The 17,067-nt window shown below is 40.6% G+C and carries 15 protein-coding genes; 3 read left to right on the top strand and 12 right to left on the bottom strand.

The genetic code is table 11. From position 1 onward, the window contains the following. Window positions 1-68: 68 nt before the first annotated feature. On the bottom strand, window positions 69-758 hold the full coding sequence (locus ABS768_RS09105; protein ID WP_408074668.1) for a hypothetical protein: 690 nt from the start codon (window positions 756-758) through the stop codon (window positions 69-71). A gap of 219 nt (window positions 759-977) precedes the next feature. On the opposite strand from ABS768_RS09105, the gene ABS768_RS09100 reads away from it, so the two are divergent. Then, window positions 978-1,925, top strand: coding sequence for an L-threonine 3-dehydrogenase (locus ABS768_RS09100; protein ID WP_408074667.1), 948 nt, complete (start codon window positions 978-980; stop codon window positions 1,923-1,925). A gap of 139 nt (window positions 1,926-2,064) precedes the next feature. Here the strand turns inward: ABS768_RS09100 and ABS768_RS09095 are convergent, their stop codons facing one another. Next, on the bottom strand, window positions 2,065-2,586 hold the full coding sequence (locus tag ABS768_RS09095) for a nuclear transport factor 2 family protein (RefSeq protein WP_408074666.1): 522 nt from the start codon (window positions 2,584-2,586) through the stop codon (window positions 2,065-2,067). Window positions 2,587-2,616: 30 nt separating this feature from the next. Here ABS768_RS09095 and ABS768_RS09090 point away from each other — a divergent pair, with 30 nt between their 5' ends. Beyond that, window positions 2,617-3,546: a hypothetical protein gene (locus ABS768_RS09090; RefSeq protein WP_408074665.1), complete on the top strand. Its 930-nt coding sequence runs from the start codon at window positions 2,617-2,619 to the stop codon at window positions 3,544-3,546. Here ABS768_RS09090 and mgtE read toward each other — a convergent pair. From mgtE to serS, 5 genes are all read right to left on the bottom strand, one after another. Next, window positions 3,543-4,895 (bottom strand): magnesium transporter, encoded by a 1,353-nt coding sequence (gene mgtE / locus ABS768_RS09085; RefSeq protein ID WP_408074664.1) that lies wholly within the window; start codon window positions 4,893-4,895, stop codon window positions 3,543-3,545. The two genes, ABS768_RS09090 and mgtE, sit on opposite strands and share 4 nt — an antisense overlap. Further along, window positions 4,885-5,664, bottom strand: coding sequence for a 16S rRNA (adenine(1518)-N(6)/adenine(1519)-N(6))-dimethyltransferase RsmA (gene rsmA / locus ABS768_RS09080; RefSeq protein WP_408074663.1), 780 nt, complete (start codon window positions 5,662-5,664; stop codon window positions 4,885-4,887). Before rsmA ends, mgtE begins: the two co-directional genes overlap by 11 nt. A 55-nt stretch (window positions 5,665-5,719) precedes the next feature. Further along, entirely contained in the window at window positions 5,720-6,037 is a 318-nt protein-coding gene (locus ABS768_RS09075; RefSeq protein ID WP_408074662.1) for a DUF4286 family protein, read from the bottom strand. Window positions 6,038-6,105: 68 nt separating this feature from the next. Next, window positions 6,106-7,884: a tetratricopeptide repeat protein gene (locus tag ABS768_RS09070; RefSeq protein ID WP_408074661.1), complete on the bottom strand. Its 1,779-nt coding sequence runs from the start codon at window positions 7,882-7,884 to the stop codon at window positions 6,106-6,108. 82 nt (window positions 7,885-7,966) lie between these two features. Then, on the bottom strand, window positions 7,967-9,238 hold the full coding sequence (serS, locus tag ABS768_RS09065; RefSeq protein WP_408074660.1) for a serine--tRNA ligase: 1,272 nt from the start codon (window positions 9,236-9,238) through the stop codon (window positions 7,967-7,969). A 143-nt stretch (window positions 9,239-9,381) separates the two neighbouring features. Between serS and ABS768_RS09060 the strand changes: the two genes are divergently transcribed. Beyond that, complete coding sequence (locus ABS768_RS09060) at window positions 9,382-11,295, top strand: M1 family aminopeptidase (protein WP_408074659.1); 1,914 nt, start codon at window positions 9,382-9,384, stop codon at window positions 11,293-11,295. 132 nt (window positions 11,296-11,427) lie between these two features. Here ABS768_RS09060 and ABS768_RS09055 read toward each other — a convergent pair whose 3' ends face one another. The 5 genes from ABS768_RS09055 to ABS768_RS09035 all read right to left on the bottom strand — a co-directional run bounded on the left by ABS768_RS09055 (window position 11,428) and on the right by ABS768_RS09035 (window position 17,031). Next, window positions 11,428-12,423, bottom strand: coding sequence for an aldo/keto reductase (locus tag ABS768_RS09055; protein WP_408074658.1), 996 nt, complete (start codon window positions 12,421-12,423; stop codon window positions 11,428-11,430). 49 nt (window positions 12,424-12,472) lie between these two features. After that, the gene (locus tag ABS768_RS09050; protein ID WP_408074657.1) at window positions 12,473-13,678 is read right to left on the bottom strand and encodes an MFS transporter; all 1,206 of its coding nucleotides are present in this window, start codon (window positions 13,676-13,678) and stop codon (window positions 12,473-12,475) included. A gap of 143 nt (window positions 13,679-13,821) precedes the next feature. Beyond that, window positions 13,822-14,775: an aldo/keto reductase gene (locus tag ABS768_RS09045; RefSeq protein ID WP_408074656.1), complete on the bottom strand. Its 954-nt coding sequence runs from the start codon at window positions 14,773-14,775 to the stop codon at window positions 13,822-13,824. 6 nt (window positions 14,776-14,781) lie between these two features. Then, window positions 14,782-15,825: a Gfo/Idh/MocA family oxidoreductase gene (locus ABS768_RS09040; RefSeq protein WP_408074655.1), complete on the bottom strand. Its 1,044-nt coding sequence runs from the start codon at window positions 15,823-15,825 to the stop codon at window positions 14,782-14,784. A gap of 129 nt (window positions 15,826-15,954) precedes the next feature. Next, the gene (locus tag ABS768_RS09035; RefSeq protein WP_408074654.1) at window positions 15,955-17,031 is read right to left on the bottom strand and encodes an NADH:flavin oxidoreductase/NADH oxidase; all 1,077 of its coding nucleotides are present in this window, start codon (window positions 17,029-17,031) and stop codon (window positions 15,955-15,957) included. Window positions 17,032-17,067 lie beyond the last annotated feature (36 nt).

Here is a 17,067-nt window from a genome sequence, read left to right as displayed (position 1 = left end):
CTGCTGCAGGCTTTCACTAATTTGTTTTACTTTGGCCGACTGGCTGTATTTTTCTAAAATTTCCGGTTTCAATTTTCTGATTTCGGTTTTAGGTCTCTTTTAATGGGAGATACGGGTTTTAAAAACTGTGGGTTTTGAGGTTTTATCTGTAGTTTTTGTTTGGCGTCTTTTCCGTCGGGTATCATATCCGGATTCGCCATACGAATGGTATCTAAAGCTTTAAGTAAATCTTCTTCGCCTTTCTCTTTCGGGATTTCACTTAGTTTTACCAGTTCATCCAGCTGATTTTGCAGAGAGATGGTTTCTTTAGTAATCTCACTAATAGCACTAATAATTTTATCCTTTTGTACCACATCAAGATTAATGTAAGTGTAAAGGGTTCTTATTTTGGTTACCACTACCATAATACGGCTTCTTACCTGTGGCTTGTCAAAAAATGCAGGTATGTTCTTGTTTAAGTCATCAGCTTTTTCGGCTATGGTTTTTACCTTATTTCGGTATGCGGTTAGCGAACCTGTAGGTTTATCGGCAAGTTCACTTTTAAAACTGTGCCACTCGTTCCAGCCTTCCAGTTTGGCTTTTACACGTGGTGTTACTTTTGGGACATCAAACTTCCAGTTTTCACTTATAACCTTTAAAATGGCTTCACTCTGTTCTTTAGCCCTTAGTGCTTCGGCTTCCCTTATTTTTTCGTCGTCTTTGCAGGACAATACTAGGGAAGTAAAGCAAAATAATATAATAAGTTTTAAATACTTCATAGCGTTTTTATTGCAAAGCAAATTTACAAATGTTAGGCCAATATGCCTGCGTGCCCATAAAATAATTAGTATGAAATAAAAACAGGCTTCATTTTAAGGATATGGCAATAAGGTTAATAAGTAAATCACAATCTTTAAAAAAATTGTTTTATATAGCAGGTAAATAAATGGATTTGATAATGCTAAAACGTTATCTTTGCAGCCACTAAACTTAAAATTATGGGTGCTATTCTAATTATTGGAGCCTGTGGGCAAATTGGGACAGAATTAACCAAAAAGCTAAGAAGTATTTACGGTACAGATAATGTAATCGCTTCAGATGTAAGAAAAACAGATCCTGAGTTTGTTGAATCAGGGCCGTTTGAAGTAGTAAATGCCTTGGATTTTAATCAGATTGAAGAGGTTATTGAGAAATACAATGTGACTGATGTTTACCTGATGGCTGCACTACTATCGGCTACTGCCGAGAAAAACCCTGCCTTTGCATGGGATTTGAACATGAACTCACTTTTCCACGTGCTTAACTTAGCCAAAGCCGGGAAAATCGAAAAAATATTCTGGCCTTCAAGTATCGCTGTGTTCGGGCCTACAACGCCTAAACAAAATACACCACAGTATACTGTAATGGAGCCTTCTACCGTATATGGTATCTCTAAACAATCAGGTGAAAGGTGGTGCGAGTACTACCACAACTTATATGGTGTGGATGTGAGAAGCATCCGTTACCCGGGGCTTATAAGCTGGTCTACATTACCTGGTGGCGGTACTACTGATTATGCGGTTGATATTTACCACAAGGCACTGGAAAACGGCACATACAACTGTTTTCTTAGTGAGGAAACAAGACTGCCAATGATGTATATGGATGATGCTATTCGTGCTACTGTAGAGATTATGCAGGCACCTGCCGAGAATATCAAAATACGTTCTTCATACAACCTTTCGGCAATGGATTTCACCCCGAAAGAGATTACAGAATCGATTAAGAAACACATGCCGGATTTCACCATCTCTTATGAACCTGACTTCCGCCAGAAGATAGCCGACAGCTGGCCGCAAAGTATTGACGACAGCAGTGCAAGAGAGGACTGGAACTGGAAACATGAGTTTGACCTTGATGCTATGACAACAGATATGTTAGAGCATTTAAGTGCCAAAGCAGAATAATAAAAGAAGCCCCAATAATTCGGGGCTTTTTTATTTCCATGTCGACTGAAATGTAGTGAAATGGACAAATCTGGTTATAAATAGCTGATATTTCTCACTTCGCTATACTGCGTATCGAAATGACAGAATATTGGAGTAGTTACTTTTTCTCTTTCAGTTTCTGGATATAAGCATCTTCATATTTTGCCTTTAAAGGGATTACTTCACTGGTAACTTCGTTAGGTATGGTCATGGAAAGTACATAGTGTTTTATTTTCCATTCACCTCCCTGTTTTTCCAGTACACCCGATCCCCGGCAGCCTTTCATCCAGGTGTCAAGCAGTTCATCAAACCAAGCAGTTTTACCATTTTTACTGAAATAAATATTTCGTTCAAGAGCTTTAAAGTCCCAGGCACGTCCTTTGTCAAAGTAAGGTTTAGAAAAAGCGGCAAAGGCTTTTTTGTCCCAGTTTTCGGTAGCATCGGTACCTATGTATATGCCATCGTCGGCTATCTTGTCAAAGTATCCGTTATAGTCGGCTTCAGCAGCTGCAGCATGCCAGTCGTTTAGTAATTGGTTAATAACAGCTTTTTCCTTTTTAGGGTTTATGGAGGTATGTTTGGGTATAAGTAGTGTTGTTCCTATGGATAATACAGAAAGCAACAGAAATAATTTTTTCATAAATACGTTTTAAGTAAAAATAGTAATTAAATGAGACACCTTTACCTTTTACTGCTTTTTAGTTATGCAGCCTGTTTTTCTCAAAAGGCAAAAATTATTGCTTACAGGCTTCTTGTCGAAGATGATGATGGACCCTGCTCAGTAAAGATATATGTAGAGGAATACAGGAAGTTAGGTTTTAAAGGGTTTTCATGGTATGTAATGGCGGAATCTGATGATGAAAAACTTGCAGAAAGATTACTTTCATTAAAAAAGGAAGCTAAGGAGTGGAGTGGAGTGCCACATGGTTGTGGCAATAACTATGGCGTTATAGGAGCAGGGGGTATGATCCATAATATGATTGTGGTAGAGAAGGAAGAGTTTAGGGATACTCTTTTTACAACAGCTGATAATAATCGTATTGTTTTTCCTGAAATGACAAAAGCTTATATAGATGAAAAAGGAGTGTTTAAAGAATCACTTACAGGAATTATAAAAGAATTTTTTGAATTTGATTTTACCAAGGATATTGAAGGGATGAGGATGATTGATTTTCCAAGTGAGAACCCTGACATAGTTTTGTTTAAAAGTAAAAACCTCAAAGGTTTTACTAAAGATAAATTTGAAAAACAATTTGGAAAACTAACCCTTGTTGATAAAGTGAATAACTATGGCAGGAAGGAGTTTGTGTACAGCTTAAACGGAGACATCTATACTTTTGAAGATGATGTTAGGCTGATTAGTGTTGAGGTAAATAACCCTGATTCAGGATGGGGAATAGATGGCTTATCCATAGGCAGTAAACAGGAGCTTTTTTTAGAAAAGTACCCTGAATCAATGTCGTTTAATGTTATTAGTTCAAAGAAATTTGAAGACTACAAAAAGGAACAGTTACACTGGCTTCGTTTTAACGAGAGCGAAGGTTCTATAGGTTACTGGATTAAAGATGGTGTACTAAATCGATTTGTAATACACTATTAAAACCCTAATATCAGTTTGGCAATGGTAAAGTAAATAAGGATACCGCAAATATCGTTACTGGTGGTAATAAACGGACCCGTAGCCAAAGCAGGGTCAATACCTACTCTGTTAAGGAAAATAGGTATAAAGGTGCCTATAAGTGAAGCAATGATAATAACCGAAACCAACGATACACTTACCGTTAGTCCAAGTTCGTAGCTAACACCTAAAATGATATGGCTCCCGGCAATAAGGATAATAGCCAGTAACGAACCGTTTAAAAGGCTTAAAAGGATTTCTTTAATAAGCCTTCTCCACAATGATCCGCTAATACTGTTGTTTGCTAAACCCTGTACAATAATCGCAGAGGATTGTACGCCAACATTACCTGCCATTGCGGCAATAAGCGGGGTGAAAAAGAAAAGTTCCCTATGGTTGTCCATAGCGCCACTAAAAGTGTTTAGCAGTCTTACACTAATAAAACCACCCAAAAGAGCTAAAACAAGCCATGGCAGTCTCGCGCGGGTAAGTTCGATTATGCTGTCATCGGCCTCTACGTCTTGCGAGATACCTGCTGCCAGCTGATAATCCTTGTCGGCCTCTTCCTTAATAACGTCTACGATGTCATCAATGGTAATGCGGCCCACGAGCCTGCCAAGCTCATCTACAACCGGAATCGCTTCCAGGTCATATTTTTGCATTATACGTGCTACCTCCACATCTGGGGTATCCACTTTTACAAAATCCACTTTAGGGATATATACTTCTCTAATAGGGGTTTTGGTAGAGGTGGTAAGCAGGTCTTTAAGAGATAATCGCCCTTTTAGTCTGTTCTCATCGTCTACCACATAAATGGAGTGTACACGCTGTACATTTACAGCCTGTTCTCTCATTTCCTTTACACAGGTAAGTACGTTCCAGTTTTCATTAACCTTTACAAGCTCCTTACCCATCAAACCACCGGCACTGTCTTCATCATAGCGCAAAAGGTCAACAATGTCTTTTGCGTGCTCTACGTCTACAAGTTCAGAGATTACCTCTTCCTTACGGTCCTGAGGCAGTTCGGCAATAATATCGGCAGCGTCATCGGTACTAAGTTCGTCAAGCTCTTCGGCAATTTCTTTTGACGAAAGCTCACGAAGGATTTTCTCCCTTACTTCCTCATCAATTTCCAGAAGTATCTCGGCCGTCTTTTCGCTGTCAAGTATGTGGAAAATATAAATAGCGCCGGAGTCGTCCAGCTCGCCCATAATTTCGGCGATATCAGCATAGTGAATATCCTCAAGGAGATCCTGTAATTCCTTTTCACGGTTTTCACTTATTAATTGCTCTATCTGAGCAATAAAATCCCTGCTGATTTTAAACTCCATTAGCCGCTATTTTTTTTGTTAGTTCAATAAAGTCCTCCGTAGACAGTTGCTCCGGACGAAGGCCAAAGATACTATCTTCCTTTAAATTATCAGAAAGATTGAATGTTTTTAAACTGTTACGAAGTGTTTTTCTGCGCTGGTTAAAGGCGGTTTTCACTACATTAAAAAACAATTTCTCGTTTACAGGCAGTTTATAATTTTCCTTTCTCTTTAAACGCAGTACCCCTGACTTTACCTTTGGAGGTGGGCTAAATACGTTTTCAGATACGGTGAACAGGTATTCGGCCTCATAAAAAGCTTGTGTTAGCACCGATAGGATTCCGTAGGTCTTGCTGCCTTTTTTCTCACAAACACGCTCGGCAACCTCCTTTTGGAACATCCCTGCAAACTCAGGAATACGGTCGCGCATTTCAAGTGCACGGAAAACAATTTGAGACGAAATGTTATACGGGAAATTCCCTATTATGGCAAAAGGTTCATCGCCAAAAACCTTGGTAATGTCATACCTTAAAAAATCTTCAGATATGATTTTGCCATGTAGCTTAAAGTAATGTGCATTAAGATATTCAACCGATTCATTATCAATCTCAATAACATAGGTGTCTATGGGTTTTTCCAAAAGGTATTTGGTAAGTACCCCCATACCGGGACCTATTTCCAGTATTTTTTTATACCCTTCCAGTGTTAGGGCATCGGCTATGTTCTTAGCAATATTTTCGTCTGTAAGGAAATGCTGCCCAAGGTGTTTTTTGGCTCTAACTTTATCCATCTTCATTTATATATGAGCCTGCAAGCTGTACAGGCTACAGGCAGCGGGTTGTTTATTAACGTTTAAACTCGTGCAGTAATTCAAGTTCGGTTCTAAAGGCAAGCATTTTGTCGCCAAAAAGTCTCATACCTTCTTCCCTAAACTTAGGTGCATCTTCCTGATAGTATCTTTCCAGCATTTCTTTACTCTCTGTAAAGTACTGTATGGAGTAGGTAGTACCACCCATTTCCTCAACAATCATTACCCTTACCATTTTAGCTTCGGTAAACTTTCCGGTAGCCAGTATTTCAGGAATGTGCTTGTCCTTCATCCAGTTAACCCACTGGTCGTGAACAGAGTCGTCTATATTTATTGTTACGTTGTATATTATCATGAAATGTAAGTTTGGTGATTTATTATTCCCGTTATTAGGGATAATCAATGCAAAGGTACAATTATTAACTAACTATTTGCATCACCGCGAAGGAGCCTGTATTGTTTACGGGCCTCAACAAAGTGAATACTGTCTTCGTGATTAAAAATGACCTTTTCATACAAAGGCATTGCTTTTTCGGGGTCTTCCAGTATTTTGTTGTATATCTCAGCCGAATAGAACAGGGCTTCGTCAATATAAATTCCTTCGGCATAATTGTCTATTATCTGTTTGTAGTACTGCAGGGCAAGGTCATACTGTTTTAAATCTTCATACATACGGCCTATACGCAAAAGGGTAACATCCTGTATACTTTCGGTTTTATCGTTTGCCAGTATATCTTTAAATCCGTCAAGGGCTTCCTGTTTTTTATTTTGGTACAGCTTATAGTCGGCCTTTGCAAATTTCTTTAAAGCCGTTTGGGTACTGTCTTCAACTGTATTGTCTATAATCAGCAGGTAAAGCTCAAGCGCATCGTTTGCAATAAGCTGTGATGACGAAGATTTTAAAACTTTAAGCTGTTTTTGAGCCCATTCAAAATCTCCTTTAAAATAACTGGCTTTTGCAACCTTAAGGCTCGCTTCGTGTGCTACCTCATCGTTTTTAAGTTCGTCTTCAATCTGGGCATAATAAATAATTGCCTGGTTAAATTTCTCATCCAGCAATAGTATATCAGCCAGTTTCATTTTTACTTCAGCCTTTTGATAACGGTTAAGCCCTATTTCCAGTGCCTGATTAAGCGTTGCTATACCGGTATTACTTTCTTTAAGGTAGAAAGCCTCAAAGTCAGCTTTGAGTATTTGCAGGTCAATGGTGTTTGGACCGCTGCCATATTGTTCCAACAGATCGTTTATACGTTGTTTAATAGCTGTAAAATCACTTTCGTTAGCGTCTTTAATATCAGCAGATATCAGGTATTGATGTGCATAGAGCTGCACCGAAGCAACATCACTGTTTTCAAGAATGTAAGTGAAAATTTCCCTCGCTGTTTCCGTTTCGTTTTCTTCGGCAGCAAGCCTTGCCAGTGTAATAATGCTACTAAAGGTGTTTGGATCACGCCTGTAAATGGCTTTTTGCTGAATGAATGCTTTGCCATAATCTTTTTGCTGAACATAGTACCAGCTTAGAAATTCGTTCCAGAAAATATCCTGATTTTTTTGTGTATTTACCAACAGTGCTTTGCGAAGCGCATCGTTAAAAGACTCCTGAGCATCCTGTATCATGAACCTTGAAAGCTGATTTTTTACAATAGGCAGGTTATGCGGATTGTTATAGGCGAAACTAAGCAGTTTTTCGATCATCAAATCCATATTGCCCAGTTGTCCCTGTAATACTGCCGTTTGGTAATCAAAGTTCATGCTTTTGTTTATGGCTGTAGCAGTTTCATAAGCCTTAATAGCCTTTTCAGGCAAAATTTTCTGCTCAAAGTTTTGGGCTACTGCATATACGTTTGTGGCATTTTCATTGATTGAATTAATCGCTTTTTCGTAATTACTTTCGGCTTTTTCAGTGTTGCCCTGTAACTGATAGTTATACCCCAGCTCTACATACAAAAATGGTCTTTTTGTTTTTTCCAGCCTTTCGATAATCAGTTCCTCAGCCTTATTATATTGTTGCATTTGCTGATAGCAGGCTACGGTTTTTTGAAGAAAAAAGGTATTACCCGGATGTGAAGCCTCCAAATCCTGGTATATAAGCAGGGCTTTTTCAAACTCGCCTCTCTCAAAATAGTTTTGAGCCAGCTGTTCGTTTTGGGCAAATACCGCAACCGACCATATAAGGACTATAAAGGCAAATACTTTTTTCATAAGCCAATTTGTTTTTTATTACAAAAAACGCGGGTAATACCTGTTTTAGCATTACCCGCGTTTTGGTATAGTAACAAATTTACTAATTAATTATATCAAAACCGGTGTACGGACGTAAAACTTCCGGTACTACAATACCTTCCGGAGTCTGGTAGTTTTCAAGTATACCAGCCAGTACCCTTGGTAATGCCAGTGAGCTTCCGTTTAAGGTGTGTGCCAGTTGGTTTTTACCGTCTTTATCACGGAAACGAAGCTTAAGCCTGTTTGCCTGGAAGGTCTCGAAGTTAGAAACCGAACTGATTTCCAACCAGCGGTCCTGTGCAGTTGAGAACACCTCAAAGTCATAAGTAAGTGCTGCAGTGAAGCCCATATCGCCACCGCATAGGCGTAATATTCTGTATGGAAGTTTTAGTTCCTGTAAAAGCATTTTTACGTGTTCTACCATTCCGTCAAGAGCAGCATAACTGTTATCAGGGTGTTCTACCCTTACAATTTCTACCTTGTCAAACTGGTGTAAACGGTTAAGTCCGCGCACGTGTGCACCATACGATCCTGCTTCTCTCCTAAAACACGGAGTGTAAGCCGTACAAAGCACAGGCAGTTCATTTTCCTGAACAATAACATCTCTAAAGAAGTTGGTTACAGGAACCTCAGCCGTAGGGATAAGGTACATATCGTCCATACCTACATGGTACATTTGCCCTTCTTTATCCGGTAGCTGCCCAGTACCATAACCCGAAGCCTCGTTAACAAGGTGAGGCACCTGGTATTCTTTATAGCCTGCTTCTGTATTTTTGTCTAAGAAATAGGTAATAAGCGCACGCTGTAGCCTTGCACCCTTGCCTTTGTATACAGGGAAACCTGCCCCGGCAATTTTAGTACCCAGTTCAAAATCAATAATGTCATATTTTTTTGCCAGTTCCCAGTGTGGTAATGCACCTTCAAAAAGGGCAGGGATATCACCTTCACTGTAAACCTCTTCGTTATCATCGGCTGTTTTTCCTGCCGGAACAATATCTGCCGGAATATTAGGTATTTTGTAAAGCAGTTGCTGTAACTCTTCAGACACTCTGTTAAGTTCGTCACCAAGATCTTTACTCTGCTCCTTTAACTGCCCCGTTTTTTCTTTTAAAAGCATGGCTTTTTCCTTTTCGCCTGCTTTCATCAGTCCACCAATATCTTTTGACAGCTTATTGGATTCGGATAAAACAGTGTCAAGCTCCACCTGTGTGGATCTTCTTTTCTCGTCAAGGGCAATTACTTCGTCTACCATTTCGGTAGCATCTAAACCTCTTTTGCCCAAAGCCTCAATTACTTTCTCTCTGTTTTCTCTAATAAATACTGTCTGTAACATGGATATGGTTTTTAATAAAGTGAGCAAATTTAATGAATTGTTTTAATTATTGCTTGTGGTTTACTAAAGTTTAAAAGTTTACTTTTTATTATTAACGCTTTAGAAAACAGCAATTTCTGTTTACTTTTGGAAAAATTGCCGTAATGAAACAAAATATACTTGCCCTTTTGTGTGCTTTTGCGCTTTATACAGGCTATGCACAGGAGACCGATATACAAACACAGCAGATAGCTGAAGCCGAAATGAAATCGGCCTTTCAGCTTAAGGATCTTACCACAAATCCCAATACTGCCAATTATGATATTACTTACCATATGCTGCAATTTGAGGTAGATCCTGCCGAGTTTTATATCTCGGGGGTTGTTACTACAAATTATACCGCCCTGGAAGATATGACCTCCATAACGTTTGATCTTACCAGTCAGCTAAACGTAACATCGGTAACAAGCGGAGAGGATAATCTCACGTATACCCAAAGCGGTAACGAACTGGTAATAACACTGGCGCAACAGTTAAATCAGGGGGAAGAGGGTATGGTTACCGTAACCTATTCGGGAACACCGTCTACACAGGAACAGGCTTTTAACCTGGCTACACACAACGGTATTCCTGTTATGAGTACGCTTTCCGAGCCTTATGGAGCGAAAGACTGGTGGCCATGCAAGCAGGATTTAAATGATAAGATAGACAGCATTGATGTTTATATAACTTCACCACAGGAATACACCAGTGTGTCTAACGGGGTAGAGCAGTCACAGGAACTGGACGGCGAAGGCAATAAAACAACCCATTTTAAACATGAGTATCCTATACCGGCTTACCTTATAGCCATAGCGGTTACCGAATATAGTGTATACACGCAACAGGCAGGTACGGCTCCTAATACGTTCCCTATAGTAAATTATATTTACCCTGAAAATTATGAAGCTTCACTGGATCCGCTGGCAGCAACCCTGCCTATAATGGATTTGTATGAAAGCCTTTTTGGGACTTATCCTTTCGCTAACGAAAAGTACGGGCATGCCCAGTGTAATATAAACGGAGGGATGGAGCATACAACGGTTTCTTTTATGGGGAATTTTGACAGGAATCTTGTAGCGCACGAACTGGGACATCAGTGGTTTGGTGATAAGGTAACCTGCGGTACATGGAGTGATATATGGCTTAACGAAGGTTTTGCAACCTACCTTTCGGGTTTGGTAATAGAAAATCTTGACGGTAATTATAATTTTATAAACTGGAAGGCCCAAAGGATTATCAGTATCACATCAGCGCCCGATGGGACTGTTTACGTTCCGGAAGCGGAGTTGAATAGTGTAGGACGTATTTTTAGCAGCAGGCTTAGCTATAATAAAGGGGCCATGGTAGTGCATATGCTTCGCTACATTATGGGTGATGAAGATTTTTATCAGGGACTACGAAACTATCTTAACGATGAAAACCTGGCTTTTGGATATGCTACTACTCCCGATTTACAGGCGCACCTTGAAGCGGTATCGGGGATGGATCTTACAGGGTTTTTTAACGATTGGATATACAGTCAGGGATACCCTATTTATGATGTAACTACTCAGGATATAGGAGGTGGACAGGTACAGATTACCATTAATCAGGATCAAACCGGATCGATGGTAGATTTCTTTGAAATGCCTGTAAAAATAAGATTGCTTAGTGCCGATGGTGAAACATTTGATGTAAAACTGAATCATACCTTTAGCGGACAACAGTTTGTGGTAGATGCTCCTTTTACAGTGGCAGGATTTGAGTTTGACCCGGAGAGGGATATTATTTGTTCTAATAGTACCAGCCTTGCCACAGCTCAGTTTAAACTTTCTCAGGTAAAGCTGTTCCCTAATCCGGTTAAGGAGGAGCTACAGATTACACTGCCTCAAAACGCCATAGTGCAAAAAGCAGTGTTTTATAATGCTTTAGGACAAAAGGAGTTTGAAACAGGGCCGCAAACAAAATGGAATGTGTCTCAGTTACCATCGGGTATTCATTTTATTAGCCTGATTACAAACGGGGGTAAAACAACCCTTAAATTCATAAAGGAATAAAAAGATGAGACATAACTGTCATTCTGAACGTAACGTAGCGAAGTGAAGAATCTCTTACAGTTATTACCGGAGATTCTCTCAGTCGTCAAAATGACCAGGAGGTATAAAAAAAGAGGCTCAAGGCCTCTTTTTTTATTTTATCAGTTCAAGCTTGTTAAGCTCGGTCTTAATAAAGTCTATTTCTTCTTTTGAAAGTTTTACATTAATCGCTTTTGCATTTTGAACCGATTGCTCTGCATTCCTAGCTCCTGCAAGAGCGATGGTTATGCCCGGCTGTTGTATAGTCCAGCGAAGTACCAGTTGCGATAGTGTTGCATTTTTATCTCTGGCTAAAGGTCGTAGCTTGTCTAAAAATTCGGCAGTACGCTTGAGGTTTTCATCTTTAAAAAAATACAGGTTGGCACGGTGGTCGCCTTCCTCAAATTTATGTCCCGGTTGCATTTTTCCGGTTAGGAGTCCGCGTTCCAACGGGCTGTATGCTATTATAGATTTACCCGACTCAATGGTGTAAGGGATAAGCTCTCTTTCAATGTCACGTTTTACCATGCTGTATGGTACCTGGTCTGATACTATGTTTACATACTTATCAGCCTCCTGTACCTGTGCTGCATTGTAATTGCATACTCCGGCATAGCGTACTTTACCTTCTTTAGTGAGTTGTGCCACGGCCTCCATACTTTCCTGAATAGGAGTAGTGCTGTCCGGCCAGTGTATCTGGTACAGGTCAATATAGTCGGTTTTTAATCGTTTAAGGCTGTCTTCGCATTCTTTAATGATACTTTCTTTACCTGCATATTTGTATATATCGATATCCTGACCCATGTTGTTTTTGCTTTTCATGGCAAAATCACCTTTCGCAAGGTCCCAGCGCATACCGTATTTTGTAATGATCTCTACTTTATCGCGTGAAATGGCCTGAATAGCTTCGGCAACAATCTCTTCGCTGTCGCCCTGCCCGTAAATGGGTGCAGTATCTATAGAGGTTACACCTTCATTATATGAAGCCTGAATTGCGTGGATGGCATCTTTACGTTCGGTGCCACCCCACATCCATCCTCCGGCAGCCCATGCCCCAAAGGTTATTGCAGATAGTTTTAAGTCTGTATTTCCTATTTTTCTGTATTCCATTTTAGCTGAATGTTTTTAATTGTTATGTAAACAGTAAACCGATAGTGCTTTATCGAATAAACAAATCACTTACCGATTTGATGCGGCTTACCATTATGGTAATGATAAACCCAAAGATACCAATTATCGCAAAAGATAATTTAAGCCCCCATGCCTCGGCTATATAACCAATAACCGGAGGCCCAAGCATAAAGCCTAAAAAGCTGATGCTCGAAACCATTGTAAGTGCTATACTGGGGGCGATACCCTCAGTTCTTCCCGCCAGGCTATACACACTTGGTACTACTGTAGATACACCAATACCTACAAGCATAAAGGCAAGTGCGGCAGTTACGACATAGGGTAGCATCACGGCACTAAATAACCCAAGAGATATAAGGCATCCGCTAACCTGTAAAACTTTTTTGCGCCCGAATTTTTGTACCACCCAGTCGCCCAAAAAGCGTCCGCTTGCCATCATAAGCATAAATGAGGTGTAGCCCAGTACCACCAGTTTTTCGGGAGCTTTAACCACATCTTTAAAATATACACCGCTCCAGTCAAACATTATACCCTCACTAAGCATGCAGCAAAAACCAATAATTCCCAGCCATAACAGGGCAGGGTTTATTTTGGGTAGTCCTTTTTTCTTTTTCTCTGCGGTTGGTTTGTTTTTTACCCTCACTAAGTATTTATAGTTCGTCGCTATTACAACCAGCAGTAGTGCCGAAACTATAGCAAAGTGCAGTAGCGGACTCAAATTAAGGGCTGTCATACCAAGGCTGATAACCGCTCCGGTAAATCCTGCAATACTCCACGCTCCGTGAAACGACGACATAATAGCACGTTTGTACAGGCTTTCGGCATAAATACCCTGAGTGTTTATGGAAATATTGGTAAGGTTACTAAATACCCCAAAGAAGAAAAGTGCCAGTAGCAAGTGGTCACGCTGAGTTGCAAGCCCTAGAGTAACAAGGCTTATAACATAAAGGCTAAGCCCCGCAACAGAGGTTTTATGACTACCGTATTTTGTTGCCAGAGTCCCCGAAAAAGGCATGATGAATAACTGCCCGAAAGGGATGGCAAATAGTACCGTACCCAAATCGCCCTCGGAAAGGTTGAGCATACTTTTAATATCGGGAATACGGCTTGCCCATGTGGCAAAACACAATCCCATGGCAAAATAGTATAATGATACGGCCCACCTAACCCTGTTGAGGTAATAGAACTTTATATCACTGTAGTGCTTTTTGTATTGCAGTGCACCTGTTGCCATAGTATTGCGACTTTACTTTAGGTTGTGAATGAATTGTATATAAGGGGAATAGCCTGTTTTTGTAACGGACTTTTTTTACAGGTTAAAAGTAAAAACTTACTTTGGTTTTTAATTATACAATTTTATCATAATGTTGTGGCATATTAATGCCATGCACTTTCCTGAGTAAGGAAATCCAATTGCTCTTGCGTTATGGACAAATCAGGAGCCTTGGTAATGCTTTCCAACTGCTTTAGGCTTGTAGCACTAACAATAGGGGCGGTTACCGAGGGACGATGGATAAGCCATGCCAGAGCTACGGTTGCCTGAGAGGTGTTAAGTTCGGCAGCAACCTTGTCCAGAGCGGCAAGTATTTTCTGTCCTCTTGCATCAAGGTATTTTGCTACGCCGCTTCCACGCTGACTTTTACTCAAGTCGGCTTCGCTACGGTATTTTCCGGTAAGGAAGCCACTGGCCAGCGAATAATAGTTTATTACTCCAAGATTGTGCTGTAAGCATACCTCTTCCAGACTTTCCTCAAAAACTTCGCGTTCATAAAGGTTGTAATGCGGCTGAAAGGTTATGTAGGCAGGTAATTTCTGTTCAAAGGAAATACGCATGGAAGCCTGTAATCTTTCGGTTGAAAGATTTGATGCTCCTATAAAACGAACTTTGCCTTCTTTTATAAGTTGGTCGTAAGCCTCAAGGGTTTCCTCAATTGGCGTAGTAGGGTCGTCCCAATGGGTTTGGTATAGGTCTATATAATCAGTTTGTAATCTTTTAAGGGAATCTTCGGCAGCCTTTATGATATATTTTTTAGAAAGGTCCTTTTTACCGCTGCCCATATCGCTACCTACTTTTGTAGCAATGATTACCTTATTGCGGTTGTTGTTCTTTTTAAGCCAGTTGCCTATTATTGTCTCCGATTCCCCTCCCTGGTTCCCTTCGGCCCAGCGTGAATAGACATCGGCAGTATCTATAAAATTGAACCCCGATCCTATAAAGGCATCAAGTATCTCAAACGAAGTTTTTTCATCTATAGTCCATCCAAACACGTTTCCACCAAATGTTATGGGGTAAACCTGCAGGTCAGACTTTCCTAATTGTCTTTTTTGCATTGTTATTTATTTTAGTTGGATTACTTTTTTCTCTTTACTACTTAATATGGCGGCATCAATAATTTTCATTACCCGGAGAGCCTCATCGGCGGTAACCGGTTCGGGCTTATCTTCGGTAATAGAGTGGTAAAGCGCATCAAACAGCCCGTAGTAATTACCGGGGCGAGTAGGGATGTGTCCGCGGAATACTTCGCCGTTCTTTTCGGTATGCAGTATTCCTGCCTTTTCTTCGGGTTCTATGCCCCAGCCTTCCAGTGTTGGTTTTTGGCCTGTTCGTAATACATCTTCCTGTATGTCGCCACGGCTTTTCAAGAAAGAACCTTTAGTACCATGAACTGCGTAAGACGGAACGGCTTCCCTAAAAAAGAATCCGGCTCTTATTTTTACTCTTTTGTCAGGATAATATAACAGGATGTCTATGAGGTCGTCAACAAGCGAATTCTCTCTGGTTGTTCGTATATCGGCAAAAACTGAATCGGGATAACCGAAAAGGTGTACTGCCTGATCGATAATGTGAGGTCCAAGATCTTTAAGCACACCGGCACCTGCATTTTGGGTTTCCTTATGGGTTTTAGGACTAAGGTTAGGATTGTAACGGTCAAAACGAAATTCGGCTTCCACAATATCCCCTAACAGGTTTTCGTCTACCACTTCCTTTACAGTTTTAAAATCACTGTCCCAGCGTCGGTTTTGGTATACGCAAAGTTTCAGTCCTTTTGCTTTTGCAAGGTCACGAAGTGCTTCGGCTTCGGCAGCGTTTGTGGTAAATGCTTTTTCCACAAGGGCGTGTTTGCCGGCTTCCAGTACTTTTTTGGTATACTCGTAATGGGTCTCCACCGGGGTATTAACCACTACTAAATCGACATCATCCTTTAAAAGCTCCTCCAGAGAGGCATAGCTTTTTACATTAGGGTAATCCTGTTGTATAAGTTTTTTGCTGCGTTCCCATGATCCGGTAAGTTCAAAGCGCGGATGCAGCTCCAAAAAAGGAGCATGGAACACTTTGCCCGACAATCCATAGGAAAGTAGGGCAGCTTTTATTTTTTGCATAATAATTATTAATAGATGTTGCTTTCATATTGTTCTTTTCTCCTGAAACAAAAGAACCAAAAAATTAATGCGGAAAACTTTATTGGTATGCATGAGAAACACGTAACAACAAGGAAGATAAACTAAAAGTTAATCTTCCAGTTGTGCTCTTTCATATTGTTTAGGCCATATAATATCGGCCTTTAGTTCATGTGCAAAATTAAGACCTATGTTTGGGTCTCTAAGTGATTCTCTGGCAAAAAACACCAGATCGGCCTGTTCTTTATACAATACTTCTTCTGCCTGATGTGCATTAGTAATAAGCCCTACTGCTCCTGTAAGTATACCTACCTCTTTTTTAATCCTTTCGGCTATTGGGACCTGGTATCCCGGTGTTACGGGAATTTTTTGATGATGTACCGCTCCGCCTGAAGAACAATCTACAACATCAATGCCTTTTTCCTTTAGGATTTTAGCCAGTGTGACCGATTCGTCTATGTCCCAGCCACCCGGAGCCCAGTCGGTCCCTGAAATTCTTACAAATAAAGGCAGATCGTTAGGCCATTCGGTTTTAACAGCTTCCAGTATCTCCAGTAGCAGGCGTATGCGGTTTTCAAAGCTTCCGCCATATTCATCAGTCCTGTTATTGCAAAGCGGCGAAAGGAACTGATGGATAAGATAACCGTGTGCTGCATGTATTTCGAGAACTTTATAGCAGGCCTTATGTGCACGGCGTGCGGCATCCTTAAAATCCTGAACCACCTTTTGTATATCTTGTTTTGTCATTTCTTTTGGCGGATGCGGATTGTTGTCGTAATAAGGGATAGCACTTGGAGCAAGGGTTTGCCATCCGTTTTCGGCTTCGGTAAGCATTCGCCTTTCCTGCCATGGTGGGGAGGTGCTTGCTTTCCTTCCGGCATGTGCGAGCTGTATGCCCGGCACAGCGTTTTCGGTTAGGATGAACGATGTGATTTGTTTTAATTTTTCGATATGTTCGTCACTCCATATACCTAAATCCTCGGGTGTAATACGTCCTTCGGGCGAAACAGCTGTGGCTTCCTGTATTATAAGCCCTGCACCGCCTATGGCACGTGAGCCAAGGTGTACAAGATGCCAGTCGTTTGCAAAACCGTTATGGGCCGAATACTGGCACATGGGCGAAATTACAATTCGGTTTTTTAGTATAATGCTTTTTATCTGTAGTAACGAAAACAGTTTTGAGGTCATAGTAATATGGTTTTAAAATGAACAAAAAAGGTGTTT

Origin of the sequence: Flavobacterium rhizophilum (assembly GCF_046000485.1) — a bacterium.
In the GTDB taxonomy this organism is placed as follows: domain Bacteria; phylum Bacteroidota; class Bacteroidia; order Flavobacteriales; family Flavobacteriaceae; genus Flavobacterium; species Flavobacterium rhizophilum.
This window is presented reverse-complemented; position numbering and strand designations above follow the sequence as displayed.